The organism is Flavobacterium sp., from assembly GCF_017985075.1.
Taxonomy (GTDB): domain Bacteria; phylum Bacteroidota; class Bacteroidia; order Flavobacteriales; family Flavobacteriaceae; genus Flavobacterium.
In genome coordinates this window covers 15,447-33,101 of sequence record NZ_JAGNYF010000015.1, presented here as the reverse complement: position 1 = coordinate 33,101, position 17,655 = coordinate 15,447, and the positions used below count along the sequence as shown (strand labels likewise).

15 protein-coding genes are annotated in these 17,655 nt (G+C 31.0%); 10 read left to right on the top strand and 5 right to left on the bottom strand.

Going from position 1 to position 17,655, the window contains the following annotated elements; genetic code table 11:
* Complete coding sequence (gene dinB, locus KA468_RS04915) at positions 1–1,077, bottom strand: DNA polymerase IV (RefSeq protein ID WP_291241821.1); 1,077 nt, start codon at positions 1,075–1,077, stop codon at positions 1–3.
* Between the two features lie 192 nt (positions 1,078–1,269).
* Here dinB and KA468_RS04910 point away from each other — a divergent pair, with 192 nt between their 5' ends.
* Entirely contained in the window at positions 1,270–1,737 is a 468-nt protein-coding gene (locus tag KA468_RS04910) for a CYTH domain-containing protein (protein ID WP_291241820.1), read from the top strand.
* A gap of 11 nt (positions 1,738–1,748) precedes the next feature.
* Here KA468_RS04910 and KA468_RS04905 read toward each other — a convergent pair whose 3' ends face one another.
* From KA468_RS04905 to KA468_RS04890, 4 genes are all read right to left on the bottom strand, one after another.
* Positions 1,749–2,204 carry a septal ring lytic transglycosylase RlpA family protein gene (locus KA468_RS04905; RefSeq protein ID WP_291241819.1) on the bottom strand — a complete coding sequence of 152 codons (456 nt, stop codon included), beginning with the start codon at positions 2,202–2,204 and terminating at the stop codon, positions 1,749–1,751.
* A 91-nt stretch (positions 2,205–2,295) separates the two neighbouring features.
* A complete protein-coding gene (locus tag KA468_RS04900) occupies positions 2,296–2,694 on the bottom strand; it encodes a hypothetical protein (protein ID WP_291241818.1) in 399 nt (132 codons plus the stop codon).
* A 64-nt stretch (positions 2,695–2,758) separates the two neighbouring features.
* Entirely contained in the window at positions 2,759–3,322 is a 564-nt protein-coding gene (locus KA468_RS04895) for a 5-formyltetrahydrofolate cyclo-ligase (RefSeq protein WP_291241817.1), read from the bottom strand.
* Positions 3,309–4,277: a succinylglutamate desuccinylase/aspartoacylase family protein gene (locus tag KA468_RS04890; RefSeq protein ID WP_291241816.1), complete on the bottom strand. Its 969-nt coding sequence runs from the start codon at positions 4,275–4,277 to the stop codon at positions 3,309–3,311. Before KA468_RS04890 ends, KA468_RS04895 begins: the two co-directional genes overlap by 14 nt.
* 129 nt (positions 4,278–4,406) lie before the next feature.
* On the opposite strand from KA468_RS04890, the gene uvrC reads away from it, so the two are divergent.
* The 9 genes from uvrC (at position 4,407) to pgi (ending at position 17,595) form a co-directional block, all read left to right on the top strand.
* Positions 4,407–6,194, top strand: coding sequence for an excinuclease ABC subunit UvrC (gene uvrC / locus KA468_RS04885; protein WP_291241815.1), 1,788 nt, complete (start codon positions 4,407–4,409; stop codon positions 6,192–6,194).
* A gap of 3 nt (positions 6,195–6,197) precedes the next feature.
* Complete coding sequence (locus tag KA468_RS04880) at positions 6,198–8,447, top strand: patatin-like phospholipase family protein (RefSeq protein WP_291241814.1); 2,250 nt, start codon at positions 6,198–6,200, stop codon at positions 8,445–8,447.
* 69 nt (positions 8,448–8,516) lie between these two features.
* Positions 8,517–9,971: an amino acid permease gene (locus KA468_RS04875; RefSeq protein WP_291241813.1), complete on the top strand. Its 1,455-nt coding sequence runs from the start codon at positions 8,517–8,519 to the stop codon at positions 9,969–9,971.
* Positions 9,972–10,177: 206 nt separating this feature from the next.
* Positions 10,178–11,335 (top strand): homogentisate 1,2-dioxygenase, encoded by a 1,158-nt coding sequence (locus KA468_RS04870; RefSeq protein ID WP_291241812.1) that lies wholly within the window; start codon positions 10,178–10,180, stop codon positions 11,333–11,335.
* 115 nt (positions 11,336–11,450) lie between these two features.
* Positions 11,451–12,614 carry a 4-hydroxyphenylpyruvate dioxygenase gene (hppD, locus tag KA468_RS04865; protein ID WP_291241811.1) on the top strand — a complete coding sequence of 388 codons (1,164 nt, stop codon included), beginning with the start codon at positions 11,451–11,453 and terminating at the stop codon, positions 12,612–12,614.
* A 385-nt stretch (positions 12,615–12,999) separates the two neighbouring features.
* A complete protein-coding gene (locus KA468_RS04860) occupies positions 13,000–13,770 on the top strand; it encodes a DUF3108 domain-containing protein (protein WP_291241810.1) in 771 nt (256 codons plus the stop codon).
* 8 nt (positions 13,771–13,778) lie between these two features.
* The gene (locus KA468_RS04855) at positions 13,779–14,699 is read left to right on the top strand and encodes a tryptophan 2,3-dioxygenase family protein (RefSeq protein ID WP_291241809.1); all 921 of its coding nucleotides are present in this window, start codon (positions 13,779–13,781) and stop codon (positions 14,697–14,699) included.
* A 14-nt stretch (positions 14,700–14,713) separates the two neighbouring features.
* On the top strand, positions 14,714–15,946 hold the full coding sequence (locus KA468_RS04850; RefSeq protein ID WP_291241808.1) for a peptidoglycan DD-metalloendopeptidase family protein: 1,233 nt from the start codon (positions 14,714–14,716) through the stop codon (positions 15,944–15,946).
* Positions 15,947–15,957: 11 nt separating this feature from the next.
* Positions 15,958–17,595, top strand: coding sequence for a glucose-6-phosphate isomerase (gene pgi, locus KA468_RS04845; RefSeq protein WP_291241807.1), 1,638 nt, complete (start codon positions 15,958–15,960; stop codon positions 17,593–17,595).
* The last annotated feature ends 60 nt before the right edge of the window (positions 17,596–17,655 follow it).

Here is a 17,655-nt window from a genome sequence, read left to right as displayed (position 1 = left end):
CTAAAACTCAAACTTCAATTGATACACCACAAATTTTTTCTGATGCGTGTTTAAATTGTTTAAAGAAATGCCTAATAATCGGACCGAATTTTTCAATTTTTCTTGATACAATAATTCTTTAGCAGTTTCAAAAATTAGATTTTTATCGGAAATAAAATACTGCACCGTTTTACTTCTTGTTTGTTGTGAAAAATCGGAATATTTTATTTTTAAAGTAATGGTTTTTCCTGCTATTTTATATTTTTTAATACGGCGTTCAATTTCTTCAGCTATATTTTTTAAACGTTCTTCCATATAAATTTCAGAAGATAAATTTTTATTAAACGTGCGTTCGGCGCCAACAGATTTCATTTCTCTATTCGGTTTAACCTGACTAAAACTTATCCCTCGAGATAAATTATAGTACGAATTACCACTATTCCCAAAATGTTTTTCAAGATAGTCTAACGATTTTGACTTTAAATCCGTTCCAGAATAAATGCCTAATTGATACATTTTTTCAGCAGTGACTTTTCCAATTCCGTAAAATTTTTTTACATCTAATACTTCAATAAACACTTCCACCTCATCCGGATTTACTGTTTTTTGACCGTTAGGTTTATTAAAATCACTCGCAATTTTAGCAACAAATTTATTTACAGAAATTCCTGCAGAAGCTGTCAAACCAGTGACTTCAAATATTTTTTGTCGGATTTCTTTGGCGATTAATGTGGCGCTCGGATTTCCTTTTTTATTTTCTGTAACATCTAAATAGGCTTCATCTAAGGAAAGCGGTTCTACCAAATCGGTGTATTCATAAAATATTTTTCTAATTTGTTTAGAAACTTCTTTATATCGTTCAAAATTTGGTTTTACAAAAATTAAATTTTCACATAAACGAGCAGCTTGTGCACCACTCATCGCGCTTCTTACCCCAAATTTTCTCGCTTCATAACTGGCAGCACTGACCACACCACGAATTTCATTTCCGCCTACAGCAATTGGCTTTCCTTTCAAATCAGGATTGTCCAATTGCTCTACAGAGGCATAAAAGGCATCCATATCAATGTGAATTATTTTTCGTTGTATGATTTCCATAAGATTTACAAAGTACTGAAAAAAAATAATTCTTTAAACTGAAATTTTTCAGATTTTCAGAAATTTCAATACCATTGGCTTCGAGAACCTAAGCCAACCTGAAACTTGAAACTTGAAATAAAAAGAACGATAAAACTTATGTGACTTATATGTTTAAATATTGTAATTTTGATTCTTTATATTTTAAGAATTATGCAAGAAATAGAACGTAAATTTTTAGTCCATTCCTCAGGTTTTATTGCTGAGGCTTCACATTCGCAGAAAATTGCTCAAGGGTATTTAAATTCTACGCCCGAACGAACAGTCCGAATCAGAATTAAAGACGATAAAGGGTTTATTACTATAAAAGGCAAAGGCGACGAATCAGGAACTACACGTTTTGAATGGGAAAAAGAAATTGAGTTATACGAAGCAGAAGCTTTATTAAAATTATGCGAAACAGGCGTAATTGATAAAAACCGATATTTAATCAAAAAAGGAAATCATACATTTGAAGTAGATATTTTTGAAGGCGAAAATAAAGGTTTGATTGTGGCTGAAATTGAACTTTCCGACGCCAATGAAACCTTTGAAAAACCAAATTGGCTGGCGAAAGAAGTTACTGGCGATGAAAAATATTATAATGCTTATTTAAGCAAAAAGCCTTTTACTACTTGGTAAAAGGCTTTTTTTTATTTCTTCACAATTTCAATATTTACATCAATATGTCCGCCATAATTTGATGGTCTAATTTTCCAAAATGCGGCTCTTGATAAATCAATATGTCTGTTTTTATGAAATGGTCCTCTATCTGTAACGGTAACATACACTACTTTTTTAGTTTTTAGACCTGTAACTTTTAATTTTGTCCCAAATGGAAGTTTTCGGTGTGCGCAAGTCATATCATTGTTGTTAAATCTTGTACCGCTTGCGGTTCTTCTGCCATTAAATTTATTAGCATAATAAGAAGCGTGTGCTGATTCGTGATACATTTCAAGTTTTTCAACAGGTTTGGTTATACTGTCTTTTTTCTTTATTGTATCTGTAACTTTTAGTTTAGGTTTTTCTTGAGAAAGATTTGATTTTATGTTTTCTTTCTGAAAAAAAAGCACTACTAAAAGCGGCAATATGTATATAAATTTTTTCATCTTCATATAATATAAGATTAAAAAAGAAGTAAATTTTCACTTACTTCTCTTTATATTTTTATTGATTTGGTACTAATTATGCCATAAAAAGTTATAGTCCTAACCAATGTTTAAAAGGTATTCTTGATAGTAAGAAAATTAATCCTAAAGCATAAAAAATACCAATTTTTTTAAACTTTCCGTTACTGCTTTCTTCTTTTTTATGTTTGCTCCAACCAATTGTAATTAAAGCAATTGCTAAAATATTCGTTATCGGATGATCTATTTTTACTAAACCTAAAGCTTTAAAATCGAAATCAAAAGTGGATGCCCACATAAATAAGCCAACCAACAACTGAATATGACTAAAAATTAACGCAATTAAAGAAATGCTTCTGTCTTTTGGAGTAAAATTTCTTTTAGCTGAAAGCCCTAAAAAAGCATTAATAATAGCTAAAACTAATACGGCTAAAACACCATAAGCTAACGTAGAATGAATAGATTGTAACATAGTTTGTTTTTTTGTAATAATTTCAAATATAATAAAATATATGGAATTCCGATTTAAATTTTTATTAAAAATTGTAAACTTTAGTTGGTGTTACACAATAATCTAACTGAATATCAGTAAATAAGGTGTCTAAAATTAATGTTTCTGCTTCAAAAAAAGATACGCCAATTTTTATAGTTTCTGGTTGGCATTTTGACAAAAACTGATCATAAAATCCTTTACCATAACCTACTCTATTGCCTTTTTCATCAAAAGCTAATAGAGGAACAAAAACCACATTAATTTTAGAAACAGGAACTTCTAAACCGTCAACTGGCTCAGGAATATTGTACTTGTTTTTCTTTATTTTGGTTGCATCAGTTAAAAGAAAATGAGTCATTTCGCGAGTTGAAAAATCACTTACGGAAAGGACAATGTTTTTATCTTTTCCTGCCAAAACTTGCAAAATATATTCTGTATTTACCTCATTTTTGGTTTCAATTGGTAAAAAAAGATGATAAAAACTGTGTTGCCAAATATCTAACTGAATAATTTGATTGGCAATTTTTAAGGATAAATCTTCAATCGTAGCTTCAGACAAATTTTGCCTTAATTTAGTATATTTTATTCTTAACTCATTCTTCATCATTTTCTAATTTTGTTGAAATATGAAAAACGGCATCACCTTGATATACAATTGGGGCATCATTTACATTTATTAAATAGCCAGCGTGTGGTGCTTTTAATTTATGACTCACCTTTCCAAAAGGATCTGAAATTGTGGCCAATAATTCGCCTTTTGTTACAAAACTTCCAATTTGTTTTAAGCCGTGAAACATTCCAGAAAAATTAGCTCGAATCCAATCCGACTTTTCAATATATATAGTTTGGTGTGGTTTTGAAATTTCGTGTTTGTTTTTTAACATTCCAAAGTGCAGTAAAAATCGTTTAGTGCCTTCTACAGCTTCTTTAGTTACCGCATTATTAATGTCTACTGACTTTCCTCCTTCAAACAACAACATTTTTACATTCATTTTATCACATGAGCTTCTAAACGAACCAGAAATATTATTAGAATATAAGGTAAACGGAGCGCCAAACACATCTGAAAGCGTTTTTAATTCTGAGTTATTAGGAACAATTCGTATTTGTGGTGCATTAAATCTTTGGGCACCACCCGCATGAAAATCTATTGCATAATCTATATGAGGTATAATTTCTTTTAAAATATAATACGCGAATTGGCTTGCTAAAGAACCTGTTTTGCTTCCAGGAAAAATTCGATTTAAATCTCTACCATCCGGAAATTCTCTGGTTTGATTAACAAATCCAAAAATATTAATTACAGGAATACAAATAATAGTACCTCGTTTTGGTTTATTAATTTTTTTTACAATTAATTCTCTAACTATTTCAGTGCCGTTAATCTCATCACCGTGTAAACCAGCAGTTAACAGCACTACCGGACCTTCTTTTTTACTTCTTTCCACAATTATTGGAATGTGTAAATCGGTCATCGTATGCAATTTTCCAATTTGCATATTGATGGTTTTACTCTTTCCAGGTAATATCGTTTCGTTAAAAATAGTAATTTCCTTGTGCATCACGTGTTTTACTTTTTGCTAAAGTAATAAAAATTTACTTTATGCTAAATCAATTGTTTTTTGTTATTTTTGTAAGACTTTCTCAAGTCAAATTACTGAATACTAAAAACCGAACACTGTATACTGCAAATGACACCACTCGAACTACAAATTCAAACCTTACCTGATAATCCTGGTGTGTATCAGTATTATGACAAAGAAAATAAGATTTTGTACGTTGGGAAAGCAAAAAATTTAAAAAAACGCGTACAATCGTATTTTACCAAAAACCACGATAATTATAAAACTTCAGTACTTGTAAAAAAAATTGTTACTATCAAACATATTGTTGTTCCTACGGAAACCGATGCGTTATTGTTAGAAAACAATCTTATTAAAACACTACAGCCAAGATATAATGTGCTGCTTCGTGATGATAAAACATATCCTTGGATTTGCATCAAAAAAGAAGCGTTTCCAAGAGTATTTTCTACTCGAAAAATGATAAAGGATGGCTCGGAATATTTTGGTCCCTACACCAGTTTTAAAACCGTAAATACGTTATTAGAATTAATTAGAGAATTATATCCTTTACGAACTTGTAATTTTGATTTATCACTAACAAACATTAGAGCTGAGAAATATAAAGTATGCTTAGAATACCATATTGGAAACTGTAAAGGCGGTTGTGAAGGATACGAAACGCAGGAGAATTATCAAAAACAAATTACAGCTATTCGAGAAATTTTAAAAGGAAATTTTAAAGAAAGTCTAAAAGATTTTAAAAACCATATGCAGATTTTAGCCTCAGAAATGAAGTTTGAAGAAGCACAAAAAATTAAAGATAAAATTGAAGTATTAGAAAACTATCAAGCAAAATCAACGATAATAAATCCTAAGATTACCAATATTGATGTGTTTTCCATTATTTCAGATGAAACAATGGCGTATGTTAATTTTTTACAGATTTCACACGGGGCTATTATTCGATCGCACACATTAGAACTAAAGAAAAAATTAGACGAAACCAATCAAGAATTATTAGAATTAGCAATTGTAGAAATAAGAGCGCGTTTCTTTTTAACTTCAACAGAAATAGTAGTGCCTTTTGAAATAGATTTAGGCGATAAAATTAGAGTAACTGTTCCTAAATTAGGAGATAAAAAAGAGATTTTAAACTTATCTGAACGTAATGCAAAATATTACCGATTAGATCAATTAAAACAAATTAAAATTGTAGATCCAGACCGACATACAAACCGAATTATGGCACAAATGCAAAAAGATTTACGCCTTTCTGTAGCACCTCGACATATTGAATGTTTTGATAATTCTAATATTCAAGGAACAAATCCTGTATCAGCCTGTGTGGTTTTTAAAGATGGAAAAGCCAGCAAAAAAGACTACAGACATTTCAACATAAAAACCGTTGAAGGACCAAATGATTTCGCTTCGATGGAAGAAGTGGTGTATAGAAGATACAAAAGGTTATTGGACGAAAAAGAATCTTTACCTCAACTTATTATCATAGATGGCGGAAAAGGACAATTATCTTCAGCATTAAAAAGTTTAGAAGATTTAGGTTTGCGTGGTAAAATTGCCATTATTGGTATTGCGAAACGATTAGAAGAATTGTTTTATCCAGACGATCCAATACCTTTATATTTGGATAAAAAATCGGAAACGCTTAAAATAATTCAACAATTACGAAACGAAGCGCATCGATTTGGAATTACGCATCATCGCGATAAAAGAAGTAAATCGGCATTAAATTCTTCCGTTGAAAGTATTCCTGGTATTGGCGAAAAAACAATGATTACCTTAATTTCGCACTTTAAAAGCGTAAAAAGACTAAAAGAGGCAACAGAATCTGAAATTTCTTCAGTAATTGGACTTTCAAAAGCAAAAAAAATTTCCGACTTTTACAAAAAAGAATAACGTATGTTTAAGAAAAAAGAGAATAGAATAAAGAAAATAGAATATCGCATTCGTGGTACATTTTCTTGTTTTATACTTTTTGCTTTTGTCTTTTTACTTTTGCCTTTTAACTCAATTGCACAAGACAGCATTAAAAAACCTAAAATTGGTTTGGTCCTTTCTGGCGGCGGCGCAAAAGGATTGGCGCATATTGGTGTACTAAAAGTAATTGATTCTTTAGGGATAAAGATTGACTACATTGGCGGTACCAGTATGGGTGCGATAGTTGGCGGACTTTACGCTTCTGGATATACGGGAAAACAATTAGATTCTATTTTTAGCACATTAAATATAGACGATTTGGTTCAAGACAATATTCCAAGAAAATCTAAATTACTTTTTAATAAAAGAAGCGATGATATCTATGCCTTATCATTGCCCTTTAAAAAATTAAAATTAGAAACCCCAAATGCACTTTCAAAAGGTTTTTATAATTATCATTTTTTATCCAAATTAACGTATCACGTAAGAAATACGAGAGATTTCAAAAAATTACCTATTCCATTTTTCTGTATGGCAACAGACATTGAAACTGGAGAAGAAATTGTATTAAATAAAGGGATTTTTCCGCAAGCATTAATAGCTAGCAGTTCTGTTCCAAGTATTTTCTATCCAATTGAAATTGAAGAAAGACTACTAGTTGATGGTGGCGTTACAAATAATTATCCTGTTGAAAAACTTAAAGAATTAGGTGTAGATTATATTATAGGTGTAGATGTACAAGAGGCGTTAAAAGACCGAAAAGAGTTACAAGGCATCACGACTATTTTTGGACAAATTTCAAATTTCAATACGCAATCTCAAATGAAAAGTAAGCGCCAACTTACAAATATTTACATAAAACCTGAAATAAAAGGATATACGGTTTTATCATTCGAAAATGGAAAGAAAATTATTGAAAATGGTGAATACGCAACGAGAAATTTTTTATCAGAACTGATGAAATTTGAAAATAAAGCGTATCAAAAACCTAAATTAAAACTTATTAAAGATTCAATTTTTATTGGAAACATTGCTTTTACAGAACTAAAAAATTATACACGAGCTTATGTTTTAGGGAAATTACGATTTAAACCCAACACTAAAGTAAGCTTTGAAGATTTTCAAAATGGAATTCAAAATCTAAGCAATACTCAAAACTTTAGTGCAGTAAAATATCAATTTAACGAAAAAGACATTTTTATTAGTTTACGAGAAAATAAAATAAATACTTTTTTGAAATTCGCACTTCATTATGATGAATTGTATAAAAGTGGGGCTTTAATAAATATCACCCAGAAAAAAATTATCTCCAAAAACGATATGGTTTCTCTAGATTTAATTTTTGGTGATAATTTTAGGTACGATTTTAATTACTTAATTGACAATGGCTATTATTTTAGCTTTGGAATTAACTCCAGTTTAAATAGATTTAATAAGAATGTTAATTCAGCATTTGGAATTCAAAGTTATTTAAATAATACATTTGAAAAAATAAATTTAGATTATTCAAGTATCAATACTAAAGTGTTTCTACAAACTGTTTTTTTTAGAAAATTTAATATTGGCGGAGGGTTTGAGTTTCAAAACTTAGTATTAAAATCTGATAATTTAACAAAAGCCAATAAAACAATTGAAAACAGTAATTATTTGTCTTTAAATGGATATCTTAACCATGATACTTTTGATGATAAATATTTTCCAAAAAAAGGATGGTATTTAAAGAGTAATTTTAATTACTATTTTAGTTCATCGGATTATACCAATCAATTTTCGAAATTTTCTATCTCTAAAACAGATTTAGGAATTGCCATTGCTCCAATAAAAAACTTCTCTTTTGTCTTAAAGAACGAAATTGGATTTAAAATAGGACATTCAACTTTACCTTATTTTGATTTTGCTTTGGGAGGAACAGGTTTTAAAGAAACTAATAATATAAGCTCTTTTTATGGATACGATTTTTTAAGCATAAGCGGAAATTCATATATAAAAAGTAGTGGGACTTTTGATTACGAATTTTACAAAAAAAACCACATTAACCTAACATATAATGCTTCAATTGTTGGCGATTTTATTTTTAATGCCACAAAAACCTGGTTTAACAAACCTACATATACTGGATTTGGTTTGGGCTATGGATTAGAAACTTTAATAGGCCCTATTGAAATAAAATACACTTGGTCTCCTGAAACGAATTTCTCTGCTTTTTGGGTGAATTTGGGCTTCGTTTTTTAAATATTTTTTTTGATTTGGATATTTAATTGAAAAAATCCTATATTTGAAGCAACTAAAAATTATTACTTTATGTCTATTTGGAGAGTTAAACCAGTATCAGCCTTTGAAGCTGATATGAAAAAAAGTGAATTAAAACGAGTTCTAGGTAAATGGAGCTTAACCGCAATTGGTATTGGAGCCATTATTGGAGGAGGTATATTCGTCTTAACAGGAACTGGTGCCTATTACCATGCTGGACCTGCTTTAGCGATTTCATTTATAATTGCAGGTATTGCTTGTGTATTTGCGGCACTATGTTATTCTGAATTCGCTTCCATTTTACCCGTTGAAGGTTCTGCGTATGCATATGCGTATGGAACTATTGGAGAAATTTTTGCTTGGATTATTGGTTGGGGATTAATATTAGAATACGCTATGGGTTCAATGACAGTAGCAGTTTCTTGGTCTGGATATTTTAATAAACTTCTCAAAATGTTTGGAATAAAATTACCTGACTGGCTAACTACTGATCCTGCAAGTTATACTGGTGAAGGATTTTCAATGAATTTACCTGCGTTTTTAATTGTTCTTTTCGTAATTTCTATTTTGATTAAAGGAACCAAAAGTGCTGCAAATGCGAATAACTTCATTGTAATTTTAAAAGTTTCAGCTGTAATTTTTGTGATTATTGCAGGTGCTTTTTTCATAAATACAGATAATTGGGTTCCTTTTATTCCTGAAGTTACACAAATTGTTGACAAAGCTGGGACACACCAAGCCTATGGTGTAGGAGGAATTGTTTCTGGAGCTGCTGCAATTTTCTTTGCTTATGTAGGTTTTGATGCGGTTTCAACACAAGCAGGAGAAGCTATTAACCCTAAAAAAGATGTGCCATTTGCTATTATCGTATCCTTATTGGTTTGTACAGTACTTTATATATTAGTGTCATTAGTATTAACTGGTATGATGAGTTACCAAGATTTTAATCCACTAGGAAAATATCCTGAAGCTATTAAAGCTCCTGTAGCATATGCATTTGATATTGCTGGACAAGCTTGGGCAGGTTACATTATTACTATTGCGGCAACTATTGGATTAATTTCCGTATTAATGGTAATGATTATGGGACAATCTAGAATTTTTTTAGGAATGTCTAAAGATGGATTAATTCCTTCTGTTTTTTCAAAAATTAATCCATTATCTGGAACACCAAAAACTAATTTAATGATTTTAGGAGGATTTATAGCTGTTGTTGCAGCCTTCACTCCTATCAACAAATTAGCAGATATGACCAGTTTTGGTACTTTATTTGCATTTACTATGGTTTGTATTGCGGTTTGGATTTTAAGAGTAAAACAACCTGGTTTAGAACGTACTTTTAAAGTTCCGGCTTTACCATTAATTGCAATTTGTGGTATTTTAATCAATACATACTTAATGATTAACTTAAGTCACGATGCACAATTGCTATCATTAGGATGGTTAGCTATAGGTGTTTTAGTCTACTTTATATACGGTAAACGAAATTCAAAACTAAATAAATAAAATTCAATTAAAAACGACTTCAAATTGAAGTCGTTTTTTTTTATAATATATTTTTACGATATTTGTGTTATGAAAAATTGGAACGGATTATTAGCCCATTTGAAATTCCTCATCAAGAGAAATCCTGAGTGAGCATACTTCTTTTTGTTTTAATAAAAAAAGTATCGTAAAATACTTTCAAACCTATAACTTTTAAACTTAAAGAAATGCCAATATATCATAAATTAGGAGAAATACCTCACAAACGACACATTCAGTTTGAAAACCCAAACGGCGGATTGTACTATGAACAACTTTTTGGTACCGAAGGATTTAATGGACATTCTTCATTATTATACCATGTGCACAGACCAACACAAGTAAAAGAAATTACTAAATCGTATTCGGTTGAACCAAAAATCGCTATTGGTAAGAATATAAAATCGCTGTTATTAAAAGGTTTTGAACTACAACCTGCCGACGATTTTTTAGAAAGCAGAAAAGACATGCTTGTTAATAAAGATTGTATTATCGGATTAGCCGCACCAAAAAAATCATTACGAAATTATTTTTATAAAAATGCCGATGCAGACGAAATGATATTTATCCATAAAGGTTCTGGAAAACTAAGAACCATGATGGGAAATATAGATTTTGAATATGGCGATTACTTAATTATTCCTCGCGGAATGATTTATCAAATTGATTTCAATTCAGAAGATAATCGCTTGTTTTATGTAGAATCTTATGCGCCATTTTATACTCCAAAAAGATATAAAAACGAATCGGGTCAACATTTAGAACATTCGCCATTTTGCGAAAGAGATTTTAAATTACCTTCTGAAATAGAAACCTATGACGAAAAAGGTGATTTCTTAATCAAAATCAAAAAAGAAGGAATGATGCACGAAGTAGTTTATGCGACACATCCTTTTGATGTTATTGGTTGGGACGGATATAATTTTCCTTACGGATTTTCAATTCATAATTTTGAACCTATTACAGGTCGAGTGCATTTACCACCGCCAATTCATCAAACATTTGAAACGGCGACTTTTGTAGTGTGCTCTTTCGTGCCAAGATTGTACGATTATCATCCAAAATCAATTCCTGCACCTTATAATCATAGTAATATTGATTCAGATGAAGTATTGTATTATGTTGATGGCGATTTTATGAGTAGAAACAACATCGAACAAGGTCACATTACGTTACATCCAAAAGGGATTCCTCACGGACCTGCACCAGGTGCTATGGAAAGAAGTATCGGTCATACCGATACAAAAGAATTAGCAGTAATGGTAGATACGTTTCGTCCATTAATGGTTACGGAAGCTGCAATGGGATTAGATGATGGTCAATACTACAAGTCTTGGGTGGAGTAGCCTCCCCAACCCCTCCAAAGGAAGGACTTTTGAAAAACGAAAATAAAATAATTAATACTAAAAATCCTATTCACCCCTAATAGGAATTCCCCCTTCGGGGGTTAGGGGGCTTATTATGTCAGATCAATTAAAATCAGTCGAATACGGCTTAGAAAAAATATTTGAAGGAGCACAAGATTTCTTGCCTTTATTAGGGACAGATTACGTAGAATTATATGTGGGTAATGCTAAACAAGCGGCTCATTTTTACAAAACGGCTTTCGGTTTTCAATCATTAGCGTATGCAGGATTAGAAACTGGTGTAAAAGACAGAGCTTCTTATGTTTTAAAACAAGACAAAATACGTTTGGTATTAACAACTGCTTTAAACAGTAATTCACCTATTGGAGAACATGTTAAAAAACATGGAGATGGTGTTAAAGTAATTGCACTTTGGGTAGAAGATGCCAGAAAATCGTTTGAAGAAACTACAAAACGAGGTGCAAAACCTTATTTTGAACCCATTGTTGAAAAAGACGAAGATGGCGAAGTAGTTCGTGCTGGTATTTATGGCGCATACGGAGAAACCGTATTTGTTTTTGTAGAACGTAAAAATTACAACGGAATTTTCATGCCTGGTTATCAAGAATGGAAATCGGATTATAATCCAACACCTGTTGGATTAAAATTTATTGACCATATGGTTGGAAATACGGGTTGGAACAGAATGGATGAAGCCGTAAAATGGTTTGAAGATGTAATGGGATTTGTTAATTTCCTTTCTTTTGATGACAAACAAATTACTACGGAATATTCGGCATTGATGTCGAAAGTAATGAGTAACGGAAATGGAAGAATTAAATTTCCAATTAACGAACCAGCTAATGGAAAAAAACGTTCTCAAATTGAAGAATATTTAGATTTTTATGAAGGCGAAGGCGTGCAACATATAGCAGTTGCAACAGATGACATCATTACTACCGTTGCCGATATGCGTTCTCGTGGAATTGAATTTTTAAGTACGCCACCACAAGCGTATTATGATGCCATTCCAGAAAGATTGAAAGATCACATGTCTAAATTTAAAGAAGACATCAACGAACTTCAAAAATTAGGTATTATGATTGATGCCGATGAAGAAGGATATTTATTACAAATTTTCACCAAACCAATTGAAGACCGACCAACACTTTTCTTTGAAGTTATTCAAAGAATGGGCGCAAAAGGTTTTGGAGCAGGAAATTTTAAAGCCCTTTTTGAGTCTATTGAAAGAGAACAAGCTTTAAGAGGAACATTATAAAAATAAAAGGCAGCTATAAACAGCTGCTTTTTTCATTAAAACATTCCAAATTTAAATCACTAAAAACCAATTAGTTAAAAATAAAATTGTCAAATACATAAAAAAAGTAGGTTATTTTTTTGTTTTGTTAAATTTTAACCACTTTTCTTGCGTTTTTTTCTGTTAAAAGTGTTAAAGTTGACTTTTTATTAAATAAAATTTAAATTCTTAACATATCTTTGCAGAGCAATTGAGAGGTAGTAGACTCATATTGCGTATAAGTTTTCATAATTTATAGTTTTTTGGTTGGTTAAAACATAAAAACTCAGTTAATTCATTTGACTGGGTTTTTTGTTTTTTGTAACTTTGGAACAATAATTGCATTCTTCAAAGAAAACCTTATAAAATGAAAAGAATAATTTTACTTTTTACTGTGTTTGTACTCTCAAACTCTTTTAATACAGAGGAAAAAGATTCTTATACTATTGGAGAATTTTTTAAGTTAAGAATACATTACGGACTTATAAATGCTGGTTACGCCACTTTAGAAGTAAAAGACGCGGAACTTAACGGTAAAAAAATGCACCATGTCATTGGGAAAGGCTATACCACAGGCATGACCAAGATGATGTTTAAAGTAGTAGACAATTATGAAAGTTACTTTAATAAAGAAACTAACAAACCTTATGTGTTTATTAGAAATATAAACGAAGGTGGCTATACTAAAAATCAACAAGGCTATTTCAACCAAAACAACAATACCGTTTTAGTAAAAGATTATAAAAACAAAACCGAAAAAACATTTAATGTCCCTGAAAACGTTCAAGATATTGTTTCTTCATTTTATTATCTAAGAAACCATCCAAAAATTGACAAATTAGTCGTTGGCGAATCCATAACAATAGATATGTTTTTTGATGAAGAAACTACTAAATTTAAACTAAAATTTGTTGGTAGAGAAAATATAAATTCTAAATTTGGAGAAATAAACTGTATGGTATTTAAACCTTTAGTACAAGCAGGACGTGTTTTTAAAGAAGAAGAAAGCTTAACCGTTTGGATATCAGACGACGAGAATAAAATTCCAATCCGAGTAAAAGCCAGTTTAGCAGTTGGTTCTATAAAAGCAGATATTGATCAGTACAAAGGATTAAAACATCCTATAAATTTTAAATAATACTTATTTTGCAAGATACTATTTCAAAAAAAATCGAACAATTAGATGAAAAGTTCGGAAAAATAAATCAAAAAACTGAAACCCATTTAGAAGGATTACTTTGGGCAAAACCAATTACGTATTGGGATTATATACAAACCGATGCGCTTTTAAATTTACAAATTCAACGTTCTACCCTACCAGATGAAATGGTGTTTATTATGTATCATCAGGTAAATGAATTGTTATTTAAAATGATACTTTGGGAAATGGAACAAGTGTGTCATAATGAAAAACCAAGTACCGCATTTTTTACAGAAAGATTAAACAGAATTAGCCGCTATTTTGATATGTTAACCACTTCTTTTGATATTATGAAAGAAGGAATGGAACCTGAACAATATTTAAAATTCAGAAATACATTAACACCAGCAAGTGGTTTTCAAAGTGCGCAATACAGAATGATCGAATTTGCATCAACCGATTTGATTAATTTAATCGATTTCCGTTTTAGAGCAACGATTGACAGAAACACGTCATACACATACGCGTTAGAACATTTATATTGGCAAGCTGCAGGAAAAGATCATCAAACAGGAGAAAAATCTTATTTGTTAAGCGAATTTGAACGAAAATATAAAAAAGAATTTTTGTCTTTTATGGAAGAATATAACACCATAAATCTTTGGCAAAAATTCAAACAATTACCAGAAAACGATCAAAAAAATCCAGAATTAGTAGCAGCTATGCGTCATTATGACAAAACTGTAAACATTACCTGGGTGATGGGACATTTTAATGCCGCAAAAAAATATATCGAAAGCGTTCCCGGAAATCATGAAGCTACCGGCGGAAGTGATTGGAAAAAATACATGCTGCCAAAATACCAAAAACGTATTTTCTTTCCAGAACTTTGGAGTGAAGAAGAATTAAAAAACTGGGGAGAATAATTAAAAAACTAGATTTGAAATACATATTATACGCTTTACTATTACTTACGTTTTCCTGTCAAAACATAGAAAAAGACAGTAAATCTTCAGCAAAAATCGCAAAAAAAGTACCTATAATTAAAAAATACGGATTTACTTTTAATGATTTTTCGGTGGTAGAAGACACCCTGCAATCTGGTGACACATTTAGCACCATTTTAGAAGCGTATACACTACCCGATAGTTTAAAAACATTTGATGTTACTGAAAAAATTAAAGACTCTTTCGATATAAAAAACATTCGAGCAGGTAAAGCTTTTTTAACTTTTTCCGATAAAAAAAACAAGAAAAATTTAAAAGCCCTAGTTTATGTGCAAGACAAAACCAGCTTTTTAGTAGTCGACTTAAGAGATTCTATTCGTGTTGAAATAAAAAAACGTCCTACCGTAATTAAAAGAAGAACTATTGCGGCAGAGTTGGACGGATCTTTATCAGAAACCTTATCTAAAAAAGGCGTTAGCGCAGATTTAGCAAACGAATTGGCGCAGATTTATAAATACTCTATCGACTTTTTCAAGCTAAAAAAAGGAGATAAATTTGCCGTAACCATCAAAGAAAAATATTTTGAAAACGGGGAATATTTAGGAGTAGACGAAGTAGAAGCGTCTTATTTTGAATATAAAGGGAAAAAAATATACGCATTCCCTTATAAATTAAATGAGAACCAAAAAAAAGTAGAATATTATGACGAAAAAGCTTCGGGAGCTAAAAGTATGTTTTTAAAAGCGCCTTTATCCTTTTTCAAATTAACCTCAAAATTTACAGCTCGACGATTTCATCCAGTACAATTTACATGGAAAGCACATAATGGTACAGATTATGCTGCACCACATGGAACACCAATAAAAACAACGGCTTCAGGAGTTGTAGAAGCCACCGGATATACTTCTGGTAACGGAAATTTTGTAAAAGTAAAACACAACGGAAAATACGCGACACAATACCTACACATGTCGAAAATTTTAGTTCGTAGAGGACAATCGGTAACGCAAGGGCAAATTATTGGAAAAGTGGGTAGTACCGGTTTAGCTACTGGTCCGCATGTTTGTTATCGATTTTGGAAAAACGGGGTACAAGTAGATCCTTTACGTTTAAAATTACCTACTTCGGAACCGATGACAAAAAATCAAAAAACTAAATATTTAGCAGCCATTGCACCGCTAAAAAAAGAATTAGACGACACAACATCCAAAACATTTAAAGAATAAACAATTTTATCATGAAATTACAACATATCAATCCAACTGAAACAAATGCTTGGCAAAAATTAAAATCTCATTTTTCAGAAATTGAACAACAATCTATTCAAGATTTGTTTCAAAAAGATGCCAAAAGAGCCGAAAAATTCAATATTGAATGGGATGAATTTTATGTAGATTTTTCAAAAAATAATTGGTCTGAAGAAACCATACAATTACTTATAGAATTAGCAAATGAAGTAGGGTTGCCGGATGCGATTTCAAAGTATTTTTCGGGAGAAAAAATAAACGAAACCGAAGACAGAGCTGTGCTTCATACCGCATTACGTGCTAATGAAAGCGATATGGTTACTTTTGAAGGCGAAAATGTAATGCCTGAAATTTTTTCAACAAAAAACAAAATAAAAGATTTTACAAATTATATTGTTTCAGGTGATGCGAAAGGATATTCTGGAAAACCATTTACCGATGTAGTGAATATTGGAATTGGTGGTTCGGATTTAGGTCCGGCTATGATTGTAGAAGCCTTACAGTTTTATAAAAACAATTTAAATACGCACTTTATTTCTAATGTAGATGGCGACCATGTACAAGAAATACTAAAAAAATTAAATCCAGAAACTACTTTATTCGTTATCGTTTCTAAAACATTTACCACACAAGAAACCTTAACCAACTCTGAAACTGTAAAAAAATGGTTTTTGAAATACGCTACAGAAAAAGATATTGCTAAACATTTTGTGGCTGTTTCTACTAATTTGCAAAACGTAACCAACTTTGGTATCGCACCCGAAAATATTTTTCCAATGTGGGATTGGGTTGGCGGAAGATTTTCATTATGGAGTGCCGTTGGTTTAACTATAAGTTTAGCTGTTGGATACGATAATTTTAATCAATTATTGAAAGGTGCGAATAAAATGGATGTGCATTTTGCAAACACGCCATTTGAAAATAACATTCCTGTGGTTTTAGCACTATTAAGTATTTGGCATAATAATTTCTTTGGTGCCGAAACAGAAGCACTAATTCCTTATACGCAATATTTACAAAAACTGGCGCCTTATTTACAACAAGGTATTATGGAAAGCAACGGTAAATCTATTGCTAGAAATGGAAAACCCGTAAATTATCAAACAGGAACAATTGTTTGGGGCGAGCCAGGAACTAATTCGCAACATGCGTTTTTTCAATTAATTCATCAAGGAACAAAACTAATTCCAACAGATTTTATTGGTTTTATTGAACCACTTTACGGTGAAAAAGACCATCATAACAAATTAATGTCTAACTTTTTTGCACAAACAGAAGCCTTATTAAAAGGAAAATCTCGTGAACAAGTACTTTCAGAATTTTTAGCACAAGGTAAAACAGAAGCTGAAGTAGCAGATTTAATACCTTTTAAAGTTTTTGAAGGAAACAAACCAACCAATACTATTTTAATTAACAAACTAACTCCAGAAAGTTTAGGTGCGTTAGTAGCCATGTATGAACATAAAATTTTTGTACAAGGTATTATTTGGAATATCTATAGTTATGACCAATGGGGTGTTGAATTAGGCAAACAATTAGCCAACTCAATTTTAAGTGAAATAGAAAGCGGAAGCATTACAAATCATGATAGTTCCACTAAATCATTATTAGCTAAGTATTTAAAATAAAAAAATGTTAATGTTTTCTTAATGCTATTTGTTATTTTTTTTATAATTTTGTCAAAAATA